The following is a 25,738-nucleotide window of genomic DNA, read 5'->3' on the forward strand; positions in this document are numbered from 1 at the left end:
TACCCGCTGGAGGATAGGAGAACCCGCGTTCGAAACGGCCTATGTCTTGACCTTGTCGATCCATCGTGCGCTTGAAGCCCGCCCATGCGCCTTTCCGACTTCGATTTCGACCTGCCCGAAGACCATATCGCCCTGCGTCCGGCCGAGCCGCGCGACGCCGCGCGCCTGCTGGTGGTCCGCCCGGGCGAGGACTTCGCCGACCACGTCGTCCGCGAGCTGCCAGACTTCCTGCGTCCGGGCGACGCCCTGGTGTTCAACGACACCCGCGTGATCCCCGCGCGCCTGTCCGGCCTGCGCGAGGGCCGCACGACCGGTGGAGCCGACGGCACGCCCGTGGCCGTCGAAGCGACCCTGCACCGCCGCGTTTCGCCGAACCGCTGGAGCGCCTTCATGCGCCCTGGCAAACGGCTGAAGGTCGGTGACCGCGTGGCGTTTGGCGCGAATGAGGATCGCGCCTGCGAAGGCGATCGCCTGGACGCCGTCGTCGCTGAAAAGCATGAGGGTGGGGAGGTCGTGCTAGCCTTCGACGTCTCCGGTCCCAATCTCGATATCGGCATCGCCAAGCACGGAGACATGCCGCTGCCGCCCTACATTGCCGCCAAGCGGGGCGAGGACGAGCGGGATCGCGCCGACTACCAGACCGTCTACGCCCGCGAGGACGGTTCGGTCGCCGCCCCCACCGCAGGCTTGCACTTTACCCCGCAACTGCTCGAGGCTCTGAAGGCCAAGGGCGTCTCCCTGCACTTCGTGACCCTGCATGTGGGGGCCGGCACCTTCCTGCCCGTCAAGACCGACGACGTCTCCGAGCACAAGATGCACGCCGAGTTTGGCGAGGTGACGGCGCAGGTCGCCGACGCTTTGAATGCCGTCCACGCCGCCGGCGGCCGCATCGTCTGCGTTGGCACCACCTCGCTGCGCCTGCTGGAGAGCGCTACGGGCGAAGACGGAATTGTGCGGCCGTTCGCCGACGAGACGGCCATCTTCATCACGCCCGGCTACCGCTTCCGCGCCGCCGACGTACTGATGACCAACTTCCACCTGCCCAAGTCGACCCTGTTCATGCTGGTCAGCGCCTTCGCCGGATCGGCGACCATGCGCGCGGCCTACGAACACGCCATATCGACGGGCTATCGCTTCTATTCCTACGGGGATGGCAGCCTGCTGTTCAGGAACGAGACTTGAGCATGGCGTTTCCCTTCGAGATCAACGCCACCGACGGTAAGGCGCGCACCGGCGTCCTGAAGACGCCGCGTGGCGACATCCGCACGCCGGCCTTCATGCCGGTGGGCACCGCCGCGACCGTCAAGGCCATGACCGTCGATCAGGTCAAGGACACCGGGGCCGACATCATCCTAGGCAACACCTATCACCTGATGCTGCGGCCCTCGGCCGAGCGGGTGGCGCGCCTGGGCGGCCTGCACAAGTTCATGCGCTGGGACAAGCCGATCCTGACCGACAGCGGCGGCTTCCAGGTCATGAGCCTGTCGGGGATCAGCAAGCTGACCGAGGAGGCGGTGACCTTCTCCAGCCACGTCGACGGGTCCAAGCACGTGCTGACCCCCGAGCGCTCGATCGAGATCCAGGCCGACCTGCTGGGCAGCGACATCGTCATGCAGTTGGACGAGTGCGTCGCCTGGCCGGCCGAGGAGGCCAGGGCGCGCAAGGGCATGGAGCTGTCTGCCCGCTGGGCCCAGCGCTCCAAGGACGCCTTCGGGTCCCGCAACAGCCAGGTGCTGTTCGGCATCCAGCAGGGCTCGACCTTCGAAAACCTGCGCCGCGAGTCGTCGGACCGCCTGCGCGAGATCGGCTTCGACGGCTACGCGATCGGTGGACTCGCCGTGGGCGAAGGGCACGAGGCCATGTGCGAGGTGCTGGACTACGCGCCCGGCCTGTTGCCGCAGGATCGTCCGCGCTACCTGATGGGCGTCGGCAAGCCGATCGACCTGGTCGAGGCTGTGGCGCGCGGCGTGGACATGTTCGACTGCGTGCTGCCCACCCGCTCGGGCCGGCATGGTCAGGCCTGGACCTGGGATGGCGCCATCAACCTGAAGAACGCCAAGTTCGCCGAGGACGAGTCGCCGCTCGACCCGAACAGCGACTGCCCGGCCAGCCGGGACTATTCGAAAGCCTATCTGCGCCACCTTTTCAAGGCCGAGGAGATCCTGGGTCAGGTGCTGCTGTCCTGGCACAACATCGCGTTCTTCCAGGCGCTGACGGCGGCCATGCGCGCCGCGATCGCCGAAGCGCGCTTCGAACAGTTCCGCCGCGACTTCCGCGCCCGCCACCTGAGCGAAGGCTAGCCGCCCGGTTCAGGCTCTGAAGCCTAGTCTCTGGGGCCTTGCGGAACCGTGGGCGCCTCTTCCTTGACGATCGGGAACCGGGGCTTGCGCGGGCCGTAGGGATCCCGCGGCGGCGGCATGCCAGGATCGACGACTACGGGCGCGGCCGGTGGCTTGTGCTGTGGCGTGGCTGGCGGATTGCAGCCGCGCGCTTCGCCCAGGCCCTTCAGATAGGCTCGACGCACGGCGCCCGAGGCCACGGCGCTCTGCACCAGACGGTCATGGCGCTCGGCTCCGGACAATTTCCGCACCCAGCCGCGCATTGGAATCATGTCCTGAGCCGCGCTGGCCACCGCGCCCAGGGCCGCGCCGCCGGCCGCCTTGCGCCCGCGATCCATCAGGTCCTCGTTCTCGGTGGGCGGATTGCGGTCGATGTCCTCGCCCAGGGCGACGTCCAACGGTTGGACCAGACTGATCAGGCTGGCGCAGTCGGCTCTGGCGGGGCGCTGGTAGGGATCGTCCATCGCCTCAAGCAGCACGCGCGGAATCTTGGTGCGGACGATATTCACGTCACGCAGCGGCGCGCTCATGGCGCCGGTGATTCCGTCGCGGTTGGCTTCCGAGGTCGATCTGATTCGTCCGTCGTCGGTCGGCTCGACGGGCGAGTCCTGGGATGAGGGCGGGGCGCCCAGCAGTGGCGGCGCCTCTTGTCGCTGACGCGCATTGGCCGTTCCAGCCAGCGCCGCGCCGCAAAAGACCGCCAAAAGCAAGGTTGCACGCATGACTCACCCTAACCCGCCCACAGCTTTGCCGTCATCCATCGGAAAAACGGCGAAACCATGCTTGCGACACGGAAGTCCCCCGCCTATGGTCCGCGCCGCTTCCAACCGGCTCCCGCCGGACGTTAGCGGGCCGGTAGCTCAGTGGTAGAGCATTCGACTTTTAATCGAATGGTCGTGGGTTCGAACCCCACCCGGCCTACCATTTCCAAGCCTCTGATCCCGCAGAGGTCTTCGGCGTTGAACGCGCCGATCACCGACCACTGTAGGACTCGTGCGGTTGTAGATCTTGAGATCTCGACGCGAGCGCCCTTGCGGATGTTGCGCCAGTTTTTCTGCGCCCCAAACCGGGGTTTCTCGTTTGCCCCACGATTGAGGTAGAGATTTAAGCGGCTCAGTTTCAACGACGCCGCCGGACCCCGACGTGGCTCCGCGCGTTCAGCCTTTGCCTAGAGCCATGTGGCGAGCCCGGACCCTGGACGACGATCAGACGATGACCGCCGAGACCGCCGCCCGCCGGCTACCCGCGCCGCAGAACCGGCGATCGCTTTTCCGTCGGCGGTCCGCCATTCCGGGCTTTGGCCTGACGATGGGCGTGACGCTGACTGTGCTGTCGCTGATCGTCCTGATTCCTCTTAGCGCAGTCGTCCTGAAGGCCGCGCAACAGTCGCCCGCCGAGTTCTGGGCGGTGGCGACGTCGCAGCGATCGTTGGCCGCCTACCGTCTGAGCTTCGGCGCGGCGTTCGTAGCAGCCGTGGTCAACGGCGTGTTCGGCGTACTGACCGCCTGGGCGCTGGTGCGCTACGACTTTCCCGGCAAGACCCTGGTCAACGCCCTGGTCGACCTGCCGTTCGCCCTGCCGACAGCCGTGGCGGGCATCGCCCTGGCGACGCTCTATTCGCCCAATGGCTGGGTCGGGCAGTTCCTGACGCCGCTGGGCGTCAAGGCGGCCTATAACCCTGTCGGCGTGACCATCGCCCTGATCTTCATCGGCCTGCCATTCGTGGTCCGCACCATCGAGCCGGTGTTGCGCGATGCGGCCGAGGACGTCGAGGAGGCGGCCGCCAGTCTGGGCGCGAACCGGATCGACACCATCCTGAGGATCGTCCTTCCGGCCCTGGCGCCCGCGTGGCTGACCGGTTTCGCCATGGCCTTCGCGCGCGGGGTCGGGGAGTACGGCTCGGTGATCTTCATCGCCGGCAACATGCCCTACAAGTCCGAGATCGCGCCGCTGCTGATCATCATCCAACTTGAGCAGTTCGAATATGCGCGCGCCGCCACCATCGCGGTGGTGATGCTGACGGTCTCGTTCACGATGCTGCTGGTCATCAACGCCATCCAGGCCTGGGCGCGGAGGTTCGACTGATGAGCGCCGTGAAGCACCGCAAGGCGACGGACGATCCTCTCTGGGCCAAGGTCCTGGTGATCGGGACGGTCATGGCCTTCCTGGCGCTGGTCCTGATCCTGCCGCTGGCCGCCGTGTTCGCCGAGGCGCTGCGCAAGGGCCTCGACGCCGCGCTGCTGGCGATCAACAACGCCGACGCTCTGGCGGCCGTGAAGCTGACGCTGATCACCGCGGCGATCGCGGTGCCGTTCAATGCGGCCTTCGGGCTCTGCGCGAGTTGGGCGATCGCCAAGCACGACTTCAGGGGCAAGGCGCTGCTGATCACGCTGATCGACCTGCCGTTTTCGGTTTCGCCGGTGGTGGCGGGCTTGATCTACGTGCTGATCTTCGGTCTGCAGGGCTGGTTCGGCGACTATCTGGTCGACAACGACATCAAGATCATCTTCGCCGTGCCCGGCATCGTGCTGGCGACCGTCTTCGTGACCTTTCCGTTCGTGGCCCGCGAGCTGATCCCGCTGATGCAGGAGCAAGGGACCGCCGAGGAGGAGGCCGCGGTTTCGATGGGGGCGGGCGGCCTGACGACCTTCTGGCGGGTGACCGCGCCCAACGTGCGCTGGGGCCTGATGTACGGCGTGCTGCTGTGCAACGCCCGCGCCATGGGTGAGTTCGGCGCGGTCTCGGTGGTCAGCGGCCACATTCGCGGCCTGACCAACACCATGCCGCTGCACGTCGAGATCCTCTACAACGAGTATGACTTCGTCGGCGCCTTCGCCGTCGCGGCCTTGCTTTGCCTGCTGGCCGTGGTGACCCTGGTGCTGAAGACGGCGGTCGAGGCCGCGCAGCCCGGCGTGCGCCGCCGCGGCGGACACTGAACGGACCAACGGCCACATGACCATCTCCATCCGCTCCGTCGACAAGCAGTTCGGACGTTATCCGGCGCTCAGCAAGGTCGATCTCGAGATCGCCGACGGCGAACTCCTCGCCCTGCTGGGGCCTTCGGGCTCGGGCAAGACGACGCTGCTCCGCACGATCGCGGGCCTCGAATTCCCCGACGCTGGCCAGGTGCTGTTCGATGGCGCGGACGTGACCTTCGCCTCGGCCGCCGATCGTCGCGTGGGCTTCGTCTTCCAGCAGTACGCGCTGTTCAAGCACATGACCGTGGCCAAGAATATCGCGTTCGGCCTCGACGTCCGGAAGGGCAAGGACAGGCCCTCCAAGGACGAAATCGCGCGTCGCGTCGAAGAGCTGCTGAAGTTGGTCGAGCTGGATGGCCTGGGCGGGCGCTACCCTTCGCAGCTGTCGGGCGGCCAGCGTCAACGCGTGGCCTTGTCGCGGGCGCTGGCGGTACAGCCCAGCGTGCTGCTGCTGGACGAGCCGTTCGGCGCTCTGGACGCCACGGTCCGCAAGTCGCTGCGCAAGGAGCTGCGCCGCGTGCATGACGCCACGGGTGTGACCACCATCTTCGTCACCCACGACCAGGAAGAGGCCCTCGAGCTGGCGGATCGCGTGGCCATCCTGAACAAAGGTTCGATCGAACAGATCGGCACGCCCGACCAGGTCCACGACCAGCCCGAGACCGCCTTCGTCTGCGGCTTCGTCGGCGAGGCCAACTGCTTCGAGGGGCAGGTTGGCGGCGGGCAGTTCAATGCGGGCGTGCTGAGCCTGCCGGCCGGAGGCGTCCGCGAGGGCTCGGCGACGGCCTATGTCCGGCCGCACGACTTCGTGCTGGACGATGCTGGCTTCGAGGTGCGGGTCGAGCGCGCCCACGTGCAGGGGGCCCTGACCACGGTCAACGCCACCGCTCTCGATGGTCGGCCGATCGAGATCAGCGCCTCGCGCGCCGAGGCGTCCCGGTTCCAGGGCACGGTAAAGATCACCGCCCGCAAGGCTCACGTTTACGCTGCCTAAGTTTCTGCCCGTTAGACCGAGATCGGATGAACGGCGTTCAACGCTGGCGCGTGGCGCCGTCGTCTGCGCTAAGGTCGTCGACGACTCGACGGGAGTTCTAAGGTTGCATGGTCATGGTCGAGCCCTCGGGCGCTGAGCGCCGCGCACATGCCCGGATGCCCGCGGCGCGCAAGATCTACATCGTCGATGATCCGCGCTCGTGGAAGTGCTCGTTGCTGGACGTGGCTGAAAAAGGCGCGCGCCTGTCGACCGCCGGCATCGCCTCACCGCCTGACAAGTTTGTCTTCGTCGACGCGGGCGGCCGCCGAGTGCATCTGGCCCATGTCGTCTGGCGATCGGGCGCCGAGATCGGCGTGCAGTTCCTGCAGACCGAACGCATGGGTCCCCGCGCTGGGGGCGCGGCGGGCGCACTGGATATCGCCCGCCGTTTCGCGGCCAACCTGCCGCCCGAAAACCTTCAGTAGATCACTGCTGCTGTTGCTGCTGCTGGTGCAGCTCCTGCTTCAGCACGGCGTCCGGACGGCGGCGACCGCCGGCGAAGCTTGGGCGGGCCATGCGCAGGAACTCCGGCTCGGCCAGGGCGGCGCGGGCGCGGCGGACGGTGACACCCACGGCCAACTGACTTTCCGCATCGCCCTTGTAGACCCCGCGTGACGGCGTGACGTCGGCATAGTCGCGGCCGACCGCGACGCCGACGTGGCGCTCGCTGGTCATCATGTTGTTGGTCGGGTCCAGGCCGACCCAGCGCAGGCTGGGCAGAAAAACCTCGACCCAGGCGTGGGTGGCGTCCGGGTCCGAGCGGTCGCCCGCGTCGCGGTCGGTGAACAGGTAGCCCGACACGTAGCGGGCCGGGACGCCCCACTCGCGGCAGATGGCCAGCATGATGTGGGCGAAGTCCTGGCAGACCCCGCGTCCGGCGCTCAGGGCCAGATCGATCGGGCTGTCGGCGTCGGTCACGCCAGGCTGGTATTCGAACGCGCGGTAGATGGTTTCCGACAGCGTGCGAACAGCCGTCAGCGGATCCTTGCGCCGGAGGGCGTCCAGGTCGTTCTCGGCGATGAAGGTCCGCAGGGCGTCGGTGGTTTGCACGAAGCCGTGCGGACGCAGGAAATCGAAGCACTCGCCACGCACGAATTCACTGCGCAGGCGGTCCCACTCGCCCATGTCCAGGTGGTCGGGCCGGTCGCCCGTCGGCTCGGTCTCGACCGCCGAGCGGGCGACGATGGTCAGCTTGTCGTGCGGCTGGGGCACGTCGAAGTGGTAGACGGCGTTGCCGAAACTGTCGGCGTAGGAGAACACCTGGGCTGCCGGCTCCAGGTCCAGTTCGAAGCTGACGAGCCGCTGGCGGGCGGTCTTCTGGGGCTGCATCCACAGCTCCATCAGGCTTTCCCGGACAGGCTTCTCGTAGTGGTACTGGGTGACGTGACGGATTTCGAGCAGCACGGAAAAAGTCCTTACTTGGTCGCGTGACGGGCGCCGAAACCGCTGACACTTTCGGCTGTCACGCTCAGAATCCTAGGCCGGAAGGCGCGTTTCGAGCGGATAGGCCACGAAGGTCTCGTAGATCGCTTCGTGGATGCGCGCGCACTCGTTGACGACGGTGGTCAGCAGCGGGCCGGCCCCGACAGCCTCCAGCTCGTCGACATCGGCAAACTGAAGGCGGGCCTTGAGGCGACCGGCCAGGCGTTCCGGGCCGGGGCGCTCGCCGGTGAAGGCGTTGCGGGCCATGGCCGAAAGGTGCTGCTCGATCTGGGCGGTGGCGAAGCGGATCGAGCGGGGGAAGTCCTCGTCGAAAACCAGGAATTCCAGGATGTGCCGCGGCTCGATCTCGGCGGTGTAGACCCGCAGGTATGGCTCCAGGGCGCAGGCCATGCGCAGCACGCTGACCAGGGCCACGTGGTCGTCGACATGGCCGTGGACGGGGCTCTCGGCGAAACACACCTCCAGAAGGCGCGAGACCAGCTGGGCGCGCTCCATGTAGATGCCCAGCATCATGAACCGCCAGCTTTCGCCGTGGCTCATGGTGGTGTCGGCCGCGCCCTTGAACAGGTGCAGGTCGGCGATGACGTCGTGCAGGAAGTTGGCCGAGCCGTCCGAGAACTCCTTGCCGGCGTTCACGTCGGTGACCTTCAGATAGAGCAGGTTCAGCCGCTCCCAGGTCTCGGTGGTGATCTGGTCGCGGACCTGGCGGGCGTTCTCGCGGGCCCGGGCCAGGGACGAGACGACTGAATTGGTGTCGCTGCGATCCAGAACGAGCGCTTCGGCGGCTTCGAACGAGCCGATGTCCACGCCGTCGGCGGGATCGCCCACGGCGGCCATGGCGATCCGCACCGCGTGCGCGCCGGAGTCGGTCTGGTCCAGGGTCGCGTTCATCATGACGCTGGACAGGCGCGAGAGGTGCTCGGCCCGTTCGATATATCGGCCCAGCCAGTAGAGGCTGTCGGCGACGCGAGCCAACATCATGGGCGGACGCTCCCATTGCCGGCGCCATTGGTGTGGGCGTTCTCCTCGGCCAGCACCCAGGTGTCCTTGGAGCCGCCGCCCTGGCTGGAATTGACCACCAGCGAGCCGCGCTTCAGCGCCACGCGGGTCAGAGCGCCCGGCGTGACGATGGTCTTCTCGCCGGACAGGATGAAGGGGCGCAAGTCGACGTGACGCGGCTCGATGCGGCCGTCGACCAGGCAGGGCGCGGTCGACAGCTGGATGGTCGGCTGGGCGATATAGTTGTCCGGATCGGCCTTGATCGCCTGAGCGAAGGCGTCCCGTTCCTTCTGGCTGGCGTGCGGGCCAACCAGCATGCCGTAGCCGCCTGAGGCCCCGACGGCCTTGACCACGTACTTGTCCAGATTTTCGAGCACGTGGCCCATCTGCCGGGGTTCGCGGCAGAGGAAGGTCTCGATGTTCGGCAGGATGGCGTCCTCGCCCAGATAGTAGCGGATGATCTCGGGGACGTAGGCGTAGACGGCCTTGTCGTCGGCGACGCCGGTGCCGGGGGCGTTACAGATCACCACGTTGCCCGCACGATAGGCGTTGAACAGGCCGGCCGCGCCCAACGAACTGTCGCGCCGGAAGGTGAGGGGATCGATGAAGTCGTCGTCTACCCGGCGATAGATCACATCCACGCGGCGGATGCCGGTCGTGGTGCGCATGTAGACCATGTTCTCGTGGACCACGAGGTCGCGGCCCTCGACCAGCGGCACGCCCATCAGACGGGCCAGATAGGCATGCTCGTAATAGGCGCTGTTGTAGACGCCCGGCGTCAGCACCACGACCTGGGGGTCGCCGCGCCAGTCTGCGGCCATGCTCTTCAGAGTGGCCAGCAAAAGGTCGGGATAGCGCTCGACCGGCCGGACGCCCGCGGCGCGATAGGTGCCGGGGAAGGTGCGCTTAGCCGCGTCGCGATTGGCCAGCATGTAAGACACACCGGATGGGACGCGCAGATTGTCCTCCAGCACCGCGAACTGGCCGTCCTGGCAGCGGATCAGGTCGCTGCCGCAGACATTGGCGTAGGCCTTGTGCGGCACATAGACGTGCTGCATCTCGCGACGATAAGACGGCGCGCCCAGCACCAGTTCGCGCGGCACGACGCCGTCCATCAGGATCTGCTGGTCGCCATAGATGTCGGCCAGGAACAGGTTCAGCGCCTGCAGCCTCTGGGCCAGGCCTGCCTCGATCCGCTTCCACTCGTCAGCGGGGATGATGCGCGGGAAGAGGTCGGTCGGCATCACCCGCTCGGTGGTGTTGTCCGCGCCGTAGACCGTAAAGGTGATGCCCTGCAGCAGGAACGAGCGCTCCAGCGTCCGCTGGCGGCCCGCCAGCTCCTCCGCGCCCAGGGTCGACATGCGCCCATGCAGCGGATCGTAGTGCGGCCGGACCTCGCCCTCGGGCGTGAACATCTCGTCGTAGGCGATCCCCGGCAGGTAAGCCGCCTCCGTCATGGGCAGGGTCGGTGCATCATCGAGGGTCTGGGTCTTCGCCGCCACGCTTTTGTCCACGTTTCTCATAACCTTGGGCGCGGACCGGTGAGATCGCGCCATCTCCGACTCTAGAGTGTCGCGACCACCATGCGCGCCGGATTCGACGTCCGCCACGTGGATGCGCATGACTGCTTATCATTTGGGCGCCATTCGCCTGATTTGAGAAGCGCCGCTCGCACCATGTCGTTGCATTTCCTGTCGTGACACAGGCGCGACCCCGGACTACAGCAGGGCCGGGGGCGCTTCGCGCGGGGAACGTGATTTGGTGCTTGGGCGGACTACCCTGGCGTTGACGGCGGTGACTTGGCTGATCGCCTCGGCCGCGCTTGCCGATGAGCCGATGGCCCAGATCCAAGGCGTCGAAGACAAATATTTGCGCGACGCGATCCAGCGCGCCCTGACCCAATCCAAGACTTCCGCCCAAAGCCGGGCCGAAGCGCGTCGCCGCGCCCGTCAGGCCGGCGAGGATTCCATCGCCGTTCTGCGCGCCGAGGGCTACTACGGCTACACCGTCGAGCCCGACGTGCTGGACGGCGATCCGCCGCGCGCGGTGGTCAAGATCACGCCCGGTCCCGTCTTCCTGATCGCCGACCCGCGCATCGACTGGTCCGGCGCGCCGCCCGACGAAGGCACCCGTCAGCGCGCCGCCACGGCCATGCGCCTGACCGAGGGCGAGCCTGGCCGTTCCGCCGATGTCGTGGGCGCCGAAGGCCGTGTCGTCGCCCAAGTCGCCAAGCTGGGCTATGCCGACGCGGCCGCCGAGCCGCGCGAGGTCGTCGTCGACCACGCCGACCACACGGTCAGGCCGGCCTTCAAGATCGCGGCCGGCGAACTCGTGCATCTTGATGGCGTTCAGGTCGTGACCGAGGGGCGCACCAACCCCGCCTGGGTCAGCCGTCTGGCGCCATGGGCGTCCGGCGACGTCTATGATCCCGAGGACGTGGCCGAGCTGGAGCGTCGCCTGCGCGACACCAGCGTCTACGACTCGATCTCGGTGTCGCTGGCCGGAACCGACAAGGCCACGGCCGAGGGCTATCGGCCCGTTGTCGTCACCCTGGCCGATCGCAAGGCGCGGACCATAGAACTGGGCGCGGGCTACTCGACCAGCGAGGGCGCGGGCGTTGACGCGCGGTGGATCCGCTACAACCGCCTCAAGCGCGCCGACACCACGACCTACGCCCTGCGCTTCGCCAAGCTGGAACAGCGCTTGGGCGCGGAGTTGTCGCTGCCGCATTGGCGAAGGCCGCAGCAGACGTTGAAGCTGAACAGCGCAGTGTTCCGCAACGACACCGACGCCTACAACGAAACCGGCGCCACGGTGGGGGTGGACCTGACCAAGCGGCGGCAGACGACGGCCTATCGCACCTTCGGCGTCTCGCTGGATATCTCCCAGACCAAGGAGCAGGTGAACCGCGACGGGGCGGTGGCGGGCCGTAAGCTGAACCTGGCGACCTTCGCGGGTTTGGCGGCCTATGCCTGGGACTTCTCGGACAACATCCTCGACCCCAAGCGCGGTTGGCGCCTGGAGGCCCGAGGCGAGCCGACCTACGTGCTCGGCGACACCACCGTGCCCTATCTGAAGCTGACCACGCAGGGCTCGGCCTATATCCCGTTCGGGAAGCAGGCCAGCACCGTGCTGGCCGGTCGCTTGAAGCTGGGCGCGATCGTGGGCGGCGGCGTCCTGGATGTGCCGGCGTCGCGGCGCTTCTATGCGGGCGGCGGGGGTTCGGTGCGCGGCTACGCCTATCAGGCTATCGGCCCGCGCCTGGCGGATAACACGCCCCAGGGCGGCATCTCCCTTGTGGAGACATCCGTCGAGCTGCGCCAGAAGATCACCTCGAAGTGGAGCGGCGTGGCCTTTATCGACACCGGGGCGATCGGCACGCACAACACGCCGCAGCGCGAGGACTTCCGAGCCGGCGCCGGTCTGGGCGTTCGCTACGACCTTGGCTTTGGCCCGATCCGCGCCGACGTCGCCGTGCCCATGGGCCGGCGCAAGGGCGACCCCGCCTTCCAGGTCTATCTCAGCATCGGGCAAAGCTTTTGAGCGGCGAGCACGACAAGCCCGACCTGACGGAGACCGTCGTCCACGCCGCGGAGGCGACGGGCGAGGCCGCAGTGGAAGTCGCCAAAAAGATCGGCTGGGGCGGCGTCGTGCTGATCGCCGCGGCGATCCTGGCTGGAATCCTGATCGTCATGGCCGGTGGCCTGCGCCTGGCGCCCATCACCCCGCAGGGGCGGATGTTCCTGGAGGCCCGCGCCTCGGGGCTAAAACTGGGTCGTATCGGCAAGCTGCAAATCGAGGGCCTGTCGGGCGACATCTGGAAGAATTTCGGTGTTCGCCGCCTGACCATCTCCGATGAGAAGGGCGTCTGGCTGGAGGCGCACGACCTGCACGTGGCCTGGAGGCCGACCGAGCTGTTTGGGCGCCGCTTCCACGCCGAGAGCATCGATGCGCGGGATGTGGTCGTTCTGCGCCGCCCGACGATGGAGCCCAAGGGGCCGAAATCCGGCGCCGCGCCGGTGTCGGTCGATCTCGACGCCTTTAGATTCCGCCTTGTCACCCGTCCGGCCTTCAGCGGCAAGGACGGCGACTTCGACGTAGCCGGCGCCTATGAGATGGCGCGTCAGGGCGGGCAGAAGGGCAAACTGGGCGTCGCCTCGCGCCTGCACGTCGGCGATCACCTGAGCCTCGATTTCGACCTGGGCCGCTCCAAGAGCCTGCACCTGATCGCCGATGCGACCGAGGCCAATGGCGGCGCGATCGCGGGCGCGCTGGGCCTGCCAGCCAACCGCACCTTCGACTTGAAGGCCAAGGCCGACGGCACGACCAGCCGCGCGGCCTTCAAAGTCCTGGCGCGATCGGGCCAGACGACGCCCCTGCAGGCCGACGGGGCCTGGACCGAGCAGGGCGGTTCGGCGCAGGGCCGCGTGGACCTCACGGCCTCGACCCTGACCGAGCGTCTGGCCCACATGTTCGGGCCGGAAGCCAACTTCACGATCGATGGCAAGAAGACGGCTCAGGACGGGTTGTCGGACCTGAAACTAGCGATCACCGCCCAGAACCTGACTCTGCGGGGCCACGGCCTGGCGGATCTCGCCAAGAAGCGCACGGGTCCCGACGGTGTGGCCTTCAGCGCCCAGATCGAGGCGTTGAAAAGGATCGTCACCATTCCCCAGATGGGCCGAGGCCTGGTCGAAGGCGTCTTCCGGCTGGAGGAGGGCGGTTTCTCGGTCGAGGGCGATGTCGACGTCGCCGACTTGGAGCTGATGGGCTACCGACTCAAGCGCGCCAAGGGGCCGACCAGTGTCCGTTGGGCCAAGGGCGAACTCGATATCAAGGCCCAGGCGAGCGCGTCGGGCGGCGGCGGCACGGGGCTTCTCGCCCTGCTCGGCCCCAGCCCGAAGGCGTCGTTCGAGGGCGCGCGGGTGAAGGGTGGTCGGTTCCTGATCAAGTCAGCCCGGATCGACGCTCCGAACCTGATCGTCACCGGCAAGGGCGAGCGCGGACCGCTGGGCGGCCTGTCGTTCGACGGCGACATCAAGGTCGCCAGCATGGGTCCCGTGCGCCAGGGCGCGAAGGGTTCTGTCGCGACCAAGTGGACGGCCTCCAGCATCGCCAACCGCCCCTGGAGCTTCACGGTCGACGGCCGCGCGGCGGGGTTCGCCACAGGCTATCCCGAGATTGACCGCCTGCTGGGCGCGACGCCGCGTCTGAACGGCAAGGCCAGCTGGAACCAGGGCGTTCTGGCCATCGCCGACGCCAAGCTGGACGGCGCAAACGCCAGCCTGAGGTCCTCGGGCAAGATGACCGTCGCCAAGGCGTTGGAGCTGGACTTCAAGCTCGACTGGACCGCCACCGGGCCGTTCAATGCGGGTCCTGTCGAAGTCTCGGGCAAGGCGGCGGGCGATGGTCATGTCGGCGGCACGCTGGCCGCCCCGAAGGCCGAACTTAACGCCGACTTCGACAGCATCGATCTGCCAAGTCTGCCCCTGACCAAGGCGCGCCTGACCCTGACCTTTGCGCGCGGCCCGAACGCCACCGACGGTGTCGCGGCGCTACAGGCCGACAGCGGCTACGGCCCGGCGCGCGGACGGACGGCCTTCCGCTTCTCGCCGGGCGGTATCGAACTCAGCGAACTGGACGTCGACGCCGGCGGCGCCAAGGCCAAGGGGGCGATGAGCCTGCGCGACGGCCTGCCGGCTACGGCCGACCTGACCGTCGCCGTCGGTCCCGGCGCCTTCCTGCCCCAGGGCCAGGTCAAGGGCACGGCCAAGCTGGTCGATGCGCCCGGCGGCGGCGGGGCGCGCGCGACACTGGACCTGACGGCCGAGGACGTCGCCACCGGGGCGTGGAAGGTCCGTTCGGCGCGGGTCAAGGCGGACGGTCCGCTGGCCCGCCTGCCGCTGTCGATCGACGCGCGCGGCGAAGCGCCCGGCGGCCGCTGGCGCATCGGCGGCGCGGGCGCCTTGGCGCAGAATGGCAAGATCTACGACCTCAGCCTCGACGCGGCCGGCCGGATGGGCCGCACCGAGATCAAGACTCGCGAGACCGCCAAGGTTCGGTTCGGCGATGGTCCGACCCAGGCCCGCCTGCGCCTAGCCATCGACAAGGGGCGCGCCGATATCGACGCCGACCTGGGCGGCGCGACGGCCATGCTGAAGGCGGAACTGGCGGGCGTGGCCATCACGGCTTTCAACCCCGATCTCGACGGCGACATCGACGGCTCGTTCAACCTGCGCGGTCAGGGCGACAGCCTGGGCGGCGACTTCACCATGCGGCTGTCCAACGCCCGTGAGCGCGGCGCCAAGATCGATCAGTCGCTGAACGCCAAGATCCACGGCGACCTGACCGACAAGCATTTGACCATCGTCGCCGACGGCGACAACAGCCTGGGCCTGAAAGCAGACGCCAACCTCGTCCTGCCGGTCGAAGCCTCGGCTCGACCGCTGCGCCTGATGATCGACAAGACCCGCGGCGTGCAGGGGCAGTTCTCGGCCAAGGGCGAGATCAAGCCGCTGTGGAACCTGCTGATGGGAGCCGACCGCTCGCTCTCGGGTCGCATCAACCTGCAGGGCAGTATTGGCGGCACGCTCGCCGACCCGCGCCTGCTGGGCTCGGCCACCCTCGACAATGGCGGCTTCGAGGACGGCCAGACCGGCCTGCGTCTGCGCAATGTCGTCCTGCGAACGGCCCTGGCCGACAACGCTATCGATGTCAGCCAGGCCATCGGCGAGGATGGGCAGGGCGGCACGATCTCGGGTCTGGGGCGGATCAGCCTGGCGCGCGACGGCGTCGGCAACTTCAAGCTCGACATGAAAAGTTTCCGCCTGATCGACAACGATCTGGCCTCGGCGGTCGCCACCGGTCAGGCCTCGGTGAACCGTTCGGCCGACGGCAAGATCAAGCTGACGGGCACGGTGACCCTCGACCGCGCCGATGTCTCGGCCCAGAGCAAGACCCCGGCCGGCGTGGTGGCCATGGACGTGATCGAGCGCAATCGCCCGCAGGATTTCGACCAGGGCCTTCAGCGCCGGGCGACGACCGGCGGCATGATCCTCGACCTCGACCTCAAGGCGCCCCGCCGGGTCTTCGTGCGTGGCCGAGGCCTGGATGTCGAACTGTCCTTGGCCGCCCACGTCGGCGGCACCTCCCTGGCGCCGCAGCTTTCGGGTGTCGCCCGCATGGTCCGCGGCGAGTACGACTTCGCCGGCAAACGGTTTGAGTTCGACGACGATGGCGTGGTCTATCTGTCCAGCCAGCTGGATCGCATCCGCCTGGACCTTTCAGCGACGCGCGAGGACACCTCCCTGACAGCGGTGGTCAAGATCCAGGGCACGGCTGCCAAGCCGGAGATCACCCTGACCTCCAAGCCCGAGCTGCCCAGCGACGAGGTGCTTAGCCAGGTGCTGTTCGGCGCCTCGGCCGCGCAGCTGTCGCCGATCGAAGCGGCGCAACTGGCGTCGGCGCTGGCGTCGCTGGCGGGCGGCGGGGGCTTCGATGTCATCGGAAACCTGCGCAGCTTCGCGCGCCTGGACCGTCTGGCCTTCGCCGAAAGCGCCACGGGCATGACGGTGTCGGGCGGCAAGTACGTGACCGACGACGTCTATGTCGAGATCATCGGCGGCGGCCGCGAAGGTCCCGCCGCCCAGGTCGAGTGGCGCGTTCGTCGGACGCTGTCGCTGGTCTCGCGCATCGGCGGCCAGAACGACGCCAAGCTTTCCGTCCGCTGGCGAAAGGACTATTAAGCAGCAAGGCTGTTGCGCGGGTGACCGGTTTCCTCTGCGGAGGTGAGCACGATTTACCTGCGGCCCTTGGTTACCGTGACTGAGGGAGGACCGGCTTTTCATGCGACTCAATTCAGAAGATCGCGCGGTTCTGGATCACATCGCCCGCGATGGCGGCCTGATCATCGACCGCGCCGTGGACTGGTGCGCCATAAACTCCGGCAGCCGGCACCTAGTCGGACTGGAGCGTCAGCGGCAAGTTCTGCTCGACGCCGCCTCGCGTCTGCCGGCCGCGCCGATCGAGATGCCGCTGTCGCCCTCGCGCGAGATCACCGCCGATGGCCGCGAGACGGAATTCCACCATCCGCCGTCCCTGGCCGTGGTGGTGCGTCCTGAAGCGCCGGTCCAGGTCGTGCTGACTGGCCACTACGACACCGTCTATCCTGAGACGAGCCCGTTCCAGGTCGTCCGTACCCGCCCCGACGGCGCGCTGCACGGCCCGGGCATCGCCGACATGAAGGGCGGCATCTCGGTCATGCTGGCGGCGCTAGAGGGGTTCGAACTCCACCCGGCCTCACACAATGTCGGCTACCGCGTTCTGCTGTCGCCGGATGAGGAGATCGGCTCAATCGCCTCCGGGCCCGTGCTGGCGGACTTCGCGCGGCGCGGCCATGTCGGCCTGACCTACGAACCCGCCCTGGCCGACGGGGCCCTGGCCTCGGCGCGCAAGGGCTCGGGCAATTTCCATATCGTCATCCACGGCCGCGCGGCCCATGCCGGTCGTGACTTCGCCACAGGCCGCAACGCCATCATCGGCGCGGCGCGGGTTGCCGAAAAGCTGCACGGCCTGAACGGCCAGCGCGACGGCGTTACCGTCAATGTCGCCCGCATCGACGGCGGGGCGCCGCTGAACATGGTGCCGGACGTGGCGGTGGTCCGCTTCAATGTCCGTTTCCCCGAAGCGCAGGCCGCCGCCTGGTTCGAGGCCGAGGTCGCGCGGATCGTCAGCGAGATCGGCGACGACCTGCACGCCCACCTGCATGGCCTGATCACCCGCGCCGCCAAGCCGTTCAACGCCGCGCAACAGCGCCTTTTCGGCGCGGTGAAGGATGTCGGCGCGCTGCTGGGCCAGGACATCGCCTGGAAGCCCTCCGGCGGTGTCTGCGAGGGCAACAACCTGTTCGCCTCGGGCCTGCCGAACGTCGACACCCTGGGCGTGCGCGGCGGCGACATCCACAGCGAGGCCGAGCACGCCTGGCCCGAAAGCTTCGTCGAGCGCGCCCAGCTCTCGGCCCTGATCCTGATGAAACTGGCCAGCGGCGAGATCGACGCCAGAGCGATTCGCGCGGCCATGGATAGCCTTGGGGAGCCGAACTGAATGCTTGTCGTCCGTCCCGCCGGCTCCGCCGACTTCGACGCCCTGATGGAGCTGGCCGTGCTGTCCGGGCGCGGCTTCACCAGCCTGCCCGAGGACGAGCCGACCTTGCGCGCGCGTCTGGCTTTGTCCGAGGCCAGCTTCCAGTCCGGCGTCGCGCCGCCCGAGGCCTGGTACACCCTGATGCTGGAGGACCTGGAGGCCAACGATGTGATCGGCGTCGCCGGGGTCAAGGCGGGTGTGGGCCTTAAGCGGCCGCACTTCTCGTTCCGGGTGGTCACCCTGGCCCAGTCGTCGCCGACTCTGGAAAAGCGCTTCGACCATCGGGCACTGGTGCTGGTCAACGAGTGCGCCGGTTGGTCGGAGGTGGGGTCGCTGTTCCTGCGCCCCGAGCGGCGCATGGGCGGGGCGGGGCGCCTACTGGCCCAGTCGCGCTACATGCTGATCGGCCTGGAGCCCCAGCGTTTCGCCGAGATGGTGCTGGCCGAACTGCGCGGCTGGTTCGATGAGGATGGCGGCTGCCCGTTCTGGGATCACGTGGCCAGCAAGTTCTTCCGCCTGGAGTTCGACGAAGCCGACATGATGAGCGCCTCGACAGACGGTCAGTTCATCCTCGACCTGGCGCCCCGGCATCCGATCTATGCCGAGCTTCTGCCCGATGCGGCCAGCGCGGTGCTAGGCCGCGTTCACCGCGAAGGCGAGGCGGCGCGGGCCATGCTGGAGACCGAGGGCTTCCGTTACCAAGGCCTGATCGACATCTTCGACGCCGGGCCGACGGTGGCCGCGCGCCGCGACGACATCAAGACGGTGCGCGATGCGCGCAGCCTGCGGGTGAAGATCGGGGAGGACGCCTTCGGCGAGGAGGCCCTGGTCTCCACCGGCGCCTTGGCCCGCTTCCGGGCCGTGCGCGCGCCGGTGCTGGTCGACGGCGACAGCGCGATCCTGGGGCGAGAGGCAGCCTGGGCCCTCGGCGTGCATGAAGGCGACATGGTGCGGGTGAAGGCATGAGCGGGCTCTATATCGACGGCACGTGGCGCTCGGGGCGTGGCCCGGAGCTGGTCTCGACCGATCCGGCGACCGGCGAGGCAGTGTGGCGCGAGGCGACGGCGAACCAAGCCGACGTCGCCGAAGCGGTGGACGCCGCCCGCCGAGCCTTCCCGGCCTGGGCCGATCGCCCTCGCGACGAGCGGATCGCCATCCTGCGCCGCTACAAGGAGATCCTGGTCGAGCGCGCGGCCGCCTTCGCCGAGGCCCTGAGCCGCGAGACGGGCAAGGCGCTGTGGGAGACCAAGGCCGAGCTGGGCTCGATGGCCGGCAAGGTCGACCTCTCGATCCGCGCCTATGACGAGCGCACGGGCGTCACCGAGAACGCCATGCCGTTCGGTCGCGCCGTGCTGCGCCATCGCGCGCATGGGGTCATGGCGGTGCTGGGACCGTTTAACTTCCCGGGCCATCTGCCCAACGGTCATATCGTGCCGGCCCTGCTGGCGGGCGACACCGTGGTGTTCAAGCCCTCGGAAGAGACGCCCCTGGCTGGCCAAGTGATGGTCGAGGCGCTGGAAGCGGCCGGCGTGCCGGCGGGCGTGGTCAATCTGGTCCAGGGCGGCCGAGAGACCGGCCAGGCGTTGATCAACCAGGAGATCGACGGCCTGCTGTTCACCGGCTCGGCCGCCGCCGGGACCTTCTTCCGTCGTCACTTCGCCGATCGGCCGGACGTGATCCTGGCCCTGGAGCTGGGCGGCAACAATCCCCTGATCGTCTGGGACGCCGATGACGCCGAGGCCGTGGCGGCGCTGGTCGTGCAGTCGGCCTTCATCACCACGGGCCAGCGCTGCTCGTGCGCCCGGCGGCTGATCTTGCCTGACGACGCCTTTGGCCGAAAGGTGATCGAGGCGACGGCGACGCTTGCCGACCGACTGTCGATTGGACCGTGGAATGGGGAGGGGGAGGCCTTCATGGGGCCGCTGATCTCTGCCCGCGCCGCTACGGCCGCCCGCGCGATCGCCGACACGATGGGCGGGGAGCGCATCCGCGCGCTGGGGCCGGTCGAGGGGCTCAGCGAGGCCTTCGTGACGCCGGGGATCGTCGATGTCACCGGCGTCGACACGCCCGACGAGGAGCTGTTCGCCCCGTGGCTGCAGGTGCGCCGCGTGTCCAGCTTCGACGATGCGCTGAAGGCCGCCAACGCCACGCGCTACGGCTTGTCGGCGGGGCTTATCTCAAATCACTCAAAGCGTTGGGATCAGTTCCTGAACCGCATCCGCGCGGGCGTGGTGAACTGGAACCGCCCGACGACAGGCGCGGCGGGGTCTATGCCCTTTGGCGGGCTCGGGGCTTCGGGCAACCACAGGCCCAGCGCCTACTACGCCGCCGACTACTGCGCCTATCCGGTCGCCAGTTTCGAGGCGCCGGCGATCACCGACACCCTGAGGGACATCAAGGGGCTGCGCGGATGAGCCTGGCGGTCGAGGCCAATTGCGATGGTCTGGTCGGGCCGACCCACAGCTATGTCGGCCTATCGCCCGGCAACCTAGCCAGCCAGAGGAACGCCGGCGAGCTCTCGAACCCGCGCGGCGCGGCGCTGGAAGGCCTTTCGAAAATGCGCCGGTTGTCGGACATGGGTCTCCCGCAATTTGTGCTGCCGCCGCATCAGCGGCCCGCTGTAAGCCTGCTGAAGTCGCTCGGCTTTTCCGGCTCGGACGCGGCGGTGATCGAACGGGCCTGGAAGGACGCGCCAGCCTTGGCCGCCGCCGCCTGCTCGGCCTCGCCGATGTGGGCCGCCAACGCCGCGACCGTGACGCCCAGCGCCGATGCCGCCGACGATCGCGTTCACTTCACGCCGGCCAACCTGCTGACCAATCTGCATCGCAGCCTGGAAGGGCCGCAGACCACCCGCGCCCTGCGCCGCCTGTTCCCCGACGAAGCCCGCTTCGCCGTTCACGACCCGCTGCCGGCCCAGCCCCACTTCGCCGACGAAGGCGCGGCCAATCATGTCCGCCTCTGCGCCGAGCATGGCGCGCCGGGCGTCAACCTTTTCGTCTGGGGGCGCGAGGCCTGGGGCCATTGGGACGGCAAGTTCCCGGCCCGCCAGACTCGCGAGGCCTTCGAGGCCGTTCAGCGCCGCCACGGCGCGGCGCGGGCCGTTTTCCCGCAACAGGGCAGGGCGGCGATCGAGGGCGGGGCGTTCCACAACGACGTGGTCTGCGTCGGCACACGCGAGTGCCTGTTCTTCCATGAGCTGGCTTTCGAGGACCGCAGCGGGATGGAGCGCCAGGTTCGCGCCGCCGCCGAGGGGCTGTTCGAGCCGGCTTTCGTCGAGATTTCGGAAGCCGACCTTCCGATGGCCGATCTGGTCGCCAGCTATCTGTTCAATTCACAGCTGCTCGTCATCCCAGGCGAGGATCGCCTGGTGTTGTTGGCGCCAGCCGAGACGCGCGACAACCCGCGCGCCTTCGCCGTGGCCCAGAGCCTGGCCTCGTCCAACGGTCCGATCGGGCGCGTGGAGTATGTCGATGTCCGCCAGAGCATGCGCAACGGTGGCGGTCCGGCCTGCCTGCGTCTGCGGGTGGTGCTGACCGAAGCCGAGCTGGACGCGGCCAATCCGGCGCAACGCTTCGCGCCGGGTCTGCACACGACGCTCGCCGACTGGATCACCCGCCGCTATCGCGACCGCCTGGCCCCAGCGGACCTGGCCGATCCCGACCTGTTGATCGAATGTCGGGAGGCTCTGGACGAACTCAGCCAGATCCTGGACCTTGGCGGAGACTTCTATCCATTCCAGAGGGCGTCATGAGCATCACCATCCGGCAGGCGAGCCTCGACGACGCTTCCGGGATCCTGGCCACGCACAGAGCCGCGGCGGTTCTGCCAGGGCGATTGGCGCGCACGCCCGACGAAATCACGGAAGCCTATGTTCGCGGCGTGATCGAAACGCCGGGCGGGGTTTGCCTCGTGGCGGTCGATCAAGAAGGGCTCGTCTGCGGCGAGATCCACGCGCGCCGTGAGCATATCGCGCTCTTCTCCCATGTGCTGGGCGGCGTGACGGTGGCGGTCCTGCCGGATCACCAAGGGCGGGGCATCGGCTTCAAGCTTTTCATGGCCTTGATCGCCGAGGCTCGCACCATGAGCCCCCCGGTGCTGCGCATCGAGCTCGCGGCCGGGGCGGGCAATCCGGACGCCATCCGGCTCTACGAGCGTCTGGGCTTTCAGCAGGAGGGGCGGCAGGTCGCGCGCGGCCGGTTTCCGGACGGTCGGTTCGAGGATGACATCCTGATGGGGATGTTGCTCTAGCTCTTCAAAGCCGCCAGGGCCTCGGGATAGCGCCGCGAAAGCGGGACCTCCAGGGCGCCCAGCTCCACGGCATAGTCGCCGGAGCCCTCGGGCTTCAGCCCCGTGACCCGCGCGCTATTGACCAGCCAGGACTTGTGGCAGCGCACGAAGCCGTGCGGCGAGAGACCGTCGAGCACCGCGCTCAGCGACGAACGCATCAGAGGCCGGCGCTCGTCAGCCAGGACGAACTCCACGTAGTTGCCGGCGGAGCGCACGGCGACGATGTCGGCGATGGGTACGCGGATCAGCCGCGCGCCATCCTGGATGTCGAACGTAGCGGGCAGGGCGGGGGTGTGAGCGCGTTGCGGCCCCTGCGCGCTGCGCTGCAGGGCCAGCCAATAGATGATCGTGGCCAAGCCGTAGGCCACCATGTCCTTGCGAAACTCGTACGGAAATTCGGTCGAGAGCGGTCCGAAGTCGTAACCCTCGTGCAGGAGCACGGCGTGGCCGATCTTCCGCAGGGCCACGAAGCTTGAGACGTGCAGGACGGAATAGGCAAACACGGCGACCAGGTGCGCCGGGACGGCTTGCCACCAGCGCGGTTGCTTCCGCACCATCCAGAGAGCCATGGCGGCCGGAATGCCGAAGATGACCATGGTGACCAGCGCGCTGCTGACCTCCCAGATCGCGGGCCGGATCACGCCCAGTCGCGGCGCGTCGTGCTGGATGGTCAGGACGTTGACCACCGTGATCGCGGCGATCAGGCAGGCTCCGAGAATCCAGGCGCGGGTGAGCCACAGGCGCTCCTCGCCGGTCATCCCGAAAAGCCCGCCGCTGGTCCCTGGAGCTTTTCCGCTTGTCCCAGCCAGCGACCGCTGATCCCCGGACACTTGGCCGGACGGGGCGCGCTGGGTCAGGTCCTTGGCATCGCTTTTCAAGCCGGACGCCTCTTCATGACCACGACTACCTTACCCCTCGACCGGCGCTACGACCTCGACTGGATCCGGGTCGGCGCATTCTTCCTGCTGATCCTCTACCACACCGGCATGTTCTACGTGCCTTGGGAATGGCACGTGAAGTCGCCGCATATCGTCGAGGGCCTGATGCCCTACATGCTGCTGACCAATCCGTGGCGCCTGACCCTGTTATTTCTGGTCTCGGGCGCCGCGACGCGGTTCATGGCCGACAAGACGCCCGTCGGGAAACTCACCTGGGCCCGGATCGCCCGTCTGCTGCCGCCGTTGCTGTTCGCGATGTTCGTGATCGTGCCGCCGCAGTCCTACTACCAGGTGGTCGAGTTCATGGCCCTGCATCCGAACAGCGGCCTGTCGGTCGACAATTTCTGGGTCCGCTACGTCACCGCATCGGGGCGCTGGTGCGGGATGAACGGAGAGTGCCTGACCACCCCGACCTGGAACCACATGTGGTTCGTGGCTTATCTATTGTTCTACACCCTGGTCCTGGCCGTCATGCTGCTGGTCTGGAAGAAGGCTGGTCAGCACATCCAGAAGGCCGCCGAGTGGACGTTCAAGGGCGTTGGTCTGTTCGCCTGGCCGATCCTGTTCCTGGCGATGCTGCGCGCCACGCTCTACGCCAAGTATGGCGAGACCCATGCGCTGGTCGGCGACCACTATGTCCACGCCGTCTCGTTCAGCGCCTTCCTGCTGGGGTTCGGCCTGGCCAAGTCCGAGGTGCTGCGCGACCGCCTGACCGCCATGCGCTGGCCGGCCCTGATCATTGCGATCGCCGCGTGGGCGGGCTGGAGTGTCTATGTCTGGACCTATCGCAGCGACAGCGCCGTCCCGCCACCGCAGCTGAAGCTGCTGATGCGCTTCGTCTTCGCCACCGACACCTGGTGCGCCATCATCGCGATCCTGGGCTTCGGGGCCAAGCATCTGGCCAACAAGGGCGGCCCGGCGCTGCGCTACCTGACCCTGGGCGTCTTCCCGTTTTACCTGGTGCACCAGACCATCACCGTGGTCCTGGCCCACCACCTGGCCAAGCTGGGCCTGCCTCAAGGCCTGGAAGGCGCGATCCTAGTCGTGGCGACCTTCACCGGTTGCTTCGCAACCTACGAGATCGTGCGGCGCATCCCGGGTGTGCGGATCCTGTTCGGCCTGAAGGGTCAGCCCTCTGGGGTCGAAGCCAAGCGCCCGCCGGCCCTCGCATAGGCCTGGGTGCCGCGCGTTATGACGGTGTCGCTGGGAAGGATCTCGGCGACACCGATCTCTCCCGCGCCAGCCAGCCGCTCATAGAGCCCGCTGAAGTCACGCAGTGTCACCGCCTGCAAGGTCTGGATCGAGTCGATCACGAAATAGGCCTGCTGGAAGTCGTCGATCCGGTAGTTGGTGCGCATGACCCGCTCCAGGTCGAAGCCGATGCGGTTGGGCGAGGGATCATCGAGCGCGAAGATCGACTCCGCCCGCGACGAAACGATACCGGCCCCATAGATCCGCAGGCCCGCGGGCGTGTTCATCAGGCCGAACTCAACCGTGTACCAGTAGAGGCGGGCGAGGTTGGTCAGGCGCCCCAGGCCCAGCGCCCGCTGGCCGCCCTGGCCATAGGCCTGCATGTAATCGGCGAACACCGGGTCGGTCAGCATCGGCACGTGGCCGAAGACATCGTGGAAGATGTCCGGCTCCTGCAGATAGTCCAGTTCGTGCGGCTTGCGGATGAACTGGCCGGCCGGGAAACGGCGATTGGCCAGGTGATCGAAGAACACGTCGTCGGGCACCAGGCCCGGCACGGCGACCACGCTCCAGCCGGTCAGGCGCTGGAGTTCCTCGTTGATGCGCTTGAAGTCGGGAATGCCGGTGCGGTGCAGGTCCAGAGCGTCGAGGCCGCGCATGAACGCGTCACAGGCCCGGCCGTGCAGCATGTCGGCCTGGCGTTCGTACAGGGTGATCCAGACGTCGTGCTCGGCCTGGGAATAGGTTTCCCAGCCCTGGTCGATCGTCCAGTCGGGACGCGCGCCCGGGGGCGGTCCGTTGCTAAAGCCATCTCCGCTCATGCGGCGACGCTACGCCCCGGATCTGGCAAATGCTGTTCGGAGTTTGCCATAAAAACGCTGTTCGGCGGAGAAGCGTGCCGCCTAGTGGGAAATTCGAGGCCGAAGCTTGTAAAGCCCATGATCGAACGACTCGAATATCACCGCGGTCTGCGGGTGGCCGACGGGCTCGCCGCTGTCGTCGGGCAGCAGGTTCTGCTCCGACACATAGGCGACGTAGCTGTTGTCCTCGTTCTCGGCCAGCAGGTGGTAGAACGGCTGGTCCTTGGTCGGCCGGATATCCTCGGGGATGGACTCCCACCACTCGTCGGTATTGGCGAACACAGGGTCGACGTCGAACACCACGCCCCGGAACGGGAAGATGCGGTGCCTGACGACCTGTCCGATCGCGAATTTGGCGAGTCTCGAGTTCATGGGTTTAGGAATAGCCGGGCGGACCTGACTGAATCCTGAACGTAGAGGTCAGCACGCGGAACACAAGCGGGCGCCTTCCAGTGGGCGAGTCCCATGTTATGGTCGAGTCGAAGTGAGGTTTCGCGACCGTTCGCGAACACCTGCGAGACAGGTAGTA

General features: G+C 67.8%; 21 protein-coding genes and 1 tRNA gene. 15 read left to right on the plus strand and 7 right to left on the minus strand.

Features of this window, described 5'->3' with window-relative positions:
* Nucleotides 1–84 precede the first annotated feature (84 nt).
* Both queA and tgt read left to right on the plus strand, forming a co-directional pair.
* Nucleotides 85–1,182, plus strand: coding sequence for a tRNA preQ1(34) S-adenosylmethionine ribosyltransferase-isomerase QueA (queA, locus tag CSW62_RS09345; RefSeq protein WP_099577126.1), 1,098 nt, complete (start codon nt 85–87; stop codon nt 1,180–1,182).
* A 2-nt stretch (nt 1,183–1,184) separates the two neighbouring features.
* Entirely contained in the window at nt 1,185–2,300 is a 1,116-nt protein-coding gene (gene tgt, locus CSW62_RS09350; protein WP_099577128.1) for a tRNA guanosine(34) transglycosylase Tgt, read from the plus strand.
* A 23-nt stretch (nt 2,301–2,323) separates the two neighbouring features.
* On the opposite strand, the gene CSW62_RS09355 is transcribed toward tgt, so the two are convergent.
* Nucleotides 2,324–3,061, minus strand: coding sequence for a hypothetical protein (locus CSW62_RS09355; protein ID WP_099577130.1), 738 nt, complete (start codon nt 3,059–3,061; stop codon nt 2,324–2,326).
* A 127-nt stretch (nt 3,062–3,188) separates the two neighbouring features.
* On the opposite strand from CSW62_RS09355, the gene CSW62_RS09360 reads away from it, so the two are divergent.
* From CSW62_RS09360 to CSW62_RS09380, 5 genes are all read left to right on the plus strand, one after another.
* Nucleotides 3,189–3,263: transfer RNA gene (locus CSW62_RS09360), tRNA-Lys, on the plus strand.
* 288 nt (nt 3,264–3,551) lie between these two features.
* Nucleotides 3,552–4,424 carry a sulfate ABC transporter permease subunit CysT gene (gene cysT / locus CSW62_RS09365; protein WP_099582225.1) on the plus strand — a complete coding sequence of 291 codons (873 nt, stop codon included), beginning with the start codon at nt 3,552–3,554 and terminating at the stop codon, nt 4,422–4,424.
* Complete coding sequence (cysW, locus tag CSW62_RS09370; protein WP_099577132.1) at nt 4,424–5,275, plus strand: sulfate ABC transporter permease subunit CysW; 852 nt, start codon at nt 4,424–4,426, stop codon at nt 5,273–5,275. Before cysT ends, cysW begins: the two co-directional genes overlap by 1 nt.
* 16 nt (nt 5,276–5,291) lie before the next feature.
* Entirely contained in the window at nt 5,292–6,311 is a 1,020-nt protein-coding gene (locus CSW62_RS09375) for a sulfate/molybdate ABC transporter ATP-binding protein (RefSeq protein ID WP_099577134.1), read from the plus strand.
* A 107-nt stretch (nt 6,312–6,418) separates the two neighbouring features.
* Nucleotides 6,419–6,775 (plus strand): PilZ domain-containing protein, encoded by a 357-nt coding sequence (locus tag CSW62_RS09380; RefSeq protein WP_099577136.1) that lies wholly within the window; start codon nt 6,419–6,421, stop codon nt 6,773–6,775.
* Nucleotide 6,776: 1 nt separating this feature from the next.
* Here the strand turns inward: CSW62_RS09380 and CSW62_RS09385 are convergent, their stop codons facing one another.
* From CSW62_RS09385 to CSW62_RS09395, 3 genes are all read right to left on the minus strand, one after another.
* Complete coding sequence (locus CSW62_RS09385; protein ID WP_099577138.1) at nt 6,777–7,754, minus strand: transglutaminase family protein; 978 nt, start codon at nt 7,752–7,754, stop codon at nt 6,777–6,779.
* A 72-nt stretch (nt 7,755–7,826) separates the two neighbouring features.
* Nucleotides 7,827–8,774, minus strand: a complete 948-nt coding sequence (locus CSW62_RS09390) for an alpha-E domain-containing protein (protein WP_099577140.1) — start codon at nt 8,772–8,774, stop codon at nt 7,827–7,829.
* Nucleotides 8,771–10,294 (minus strand): circularly permuted type 2 ATP-grasp protein, encoded by a 1,524-nt coding sequence (locus CSW62_RS09395; RefSeq protein ID WP_099582226.1) that lies wholly within the window; start codon nt 10,292–10,294, stop codon nt 8,771–8,773. The genes CSW62_RS09390 and CSW62_RS09395 overlap by 4 nt, the downstream gene beginning before the upstream one ends.
* Before the next feature lie 256 nt (nt 10,295–10,550).
* On the opposite strand from CSW62_RS09395, the gene CSW62_RS09400 reads away from it, so the two are divergent.
* The 7 genes from CSW62_RS09400 to CSW62_RS09430 all read left to right on the plus strand — a co-directional run bounded on the left by CSW62_RS09400 (nt 10,551) and on the right by CSW62_RS09430 (nt 22,181).
* Nucleotides 10,551–12,335: an autotransporter assembly complex family protein gene (locus tag CSW62_RS09400; protein ID WP_099577142.1), complete on the plus strand. Its 1,785-nt coding sequence runs from the start codon at nt 10,551–10,553 to the stop codon at nt 12,333–12,335.
* A gap of 71 nt (nt 12,336–12,406) precedes the next feature.
* Complete coding sequence (locus CSW62_RS09405) at nt 12,407–16,537, plus strand: translocation/assembly module TamB domain-containing protein (protein WP_199170717.1); 4,131 nt, start codon at nt 12,407–12,409, stop codon at nt 16,535–16,537.
* A 100-nt stretch (nt 16,538–16,637) separates the two neighbouring features.
* Nucleotides 16,638–17,894: a hydrolase gene (locus CSW62_RS09410; protein WP_099577146.1), complete on the plus strand. Its 1,257-nt coding sequence runs from the start codon at nt 16,638–16,640 to the stop codon at nt 17,892–17,894.
* Entirely contained in the window at nt 17,895–18,899 is a 1,005-nt protein-coding gene (locus CSW62_RS09415; RefSeq protein ID WP_099577148.1) for an arginine N-succinyltransferase, read from the plus strand.
* Nucleotides 18,896–20,347 carry a succinylglutamate-semialdehyde dehydrogenase gene (gene astD / locus CSW62_RS09420; protein ID WP_099577150.1) on the plus strand — a complete coding sequence of 484 codons (1,452 nt, stop codon included), beginning with the start codon at nt 18,896–18,898 and terminating at the stop codon, nt 20,345–20,347. Before CSW62_RS09415 ends, astD begins: the two co-directional genes overlap by 4 nt.
* Nucleotides 20,344–21,684 carry an N-succinylarginine dihydrolase gene (gene astB / locus CSW62_RS09425; protein ID WP_099577152.1) on the plus strand — a complete coding sequence of 447 codons (1,341 nt, stop codon included), beginning with the start codon at nt 20,344–20,346 and terminating at the stop codon, nt 21,682–21,684. Before astD ends, astB begins: the two co-directional genes overlap by 4 nt.
* Nucleotides 21,681–22,181, plus strand: a complete 501-nt coding sequence (locus CSW62_RS09430) for a GNAT family N-acetyltransferase (RefSeq protein ID WP_099577154.1) — start codon at nt 21,681–21,683, stop codon at nt 22,179–22,181. The genes astB and CSW62_RS09430 overlap by 4 nt, the downstream gene beginning before the upstream one ends.
* Here CSW62_RS09430 and CSW62_RS09435 read toward each other — a convergent pair.
* Nucleotides 22,178–22,978, minus strand: a complete 801-nt coding sequence (locus tag CSW62_RS09435; RefSeq protein ID WP_233206641.1) for a LytTR family DNA-binding domain-containing protein — start codon at nt 22,976–22,978, stop codon at nt 22,178–22,180. The two genes, CSW62_RS09430 and CSW62_RS09435, sit on opposite strands and share 4 nt — an antisense overlap.
* Nucleotides 22,979–23,113: 135 nt before the next feature.
* Here CSW62_RS09435 and CSW62_RS09440 point away from each other — a divergent pair, with 135 nt between their 5' ends.
* Nucleotides 23,114–24,331, plus strand: a complete 1,218-nt coding sequence (locus tag CSW62_RS09440) for an acyltransferase family protein (protein WP_099577158.1) — start codon at nt 23,114–23,116, stop codon at nt 24,329–24,331.
* On the opposite strand, the gene phhA is transcribed toward CSW62_RS09440, so the two are convergent.
* Nucleotides 24,286–25,170: a phenylalanine 4-monooxygenase gene (gene phhA / locus CSW62_RS09445; protein ID WP_099577160.1), complete on the minus strand. Its 885-nt coding sequence runs from the start codon at nt 25,168–25,170 to the stop codon at nt 24,286–24,288. The genes CSW62_RS09440 and phhA overlap by 46 nt on opposite strands.
* Nucleotides 25,171–25,251: 81 nt before the next feature.
* Nucleotides 25,252–25,581 carry a heat shock protein HspQ gene (gene hspQ, locus CSW62_RS09450; protein ID WP_099577162.1) on the minus strand — a complete coding sequence of 110 codons (330 nt, stop codon included), beginning with the start codon at nt 25,579–25,581 and terminating at the stop codon, nt 25,252–25,254.
* Nucleotides 25,582–25,738: the final 157 nt, after the last annotated feature.

This window comes from Caulobacter sp. FWC2, assembly GCF_002742625.1.
Lineage (GTDB): Bacteria > Pseudomonadota > Alphaproteobacteria > Caulobacterales > Caulobacteraceae > Caulobacter.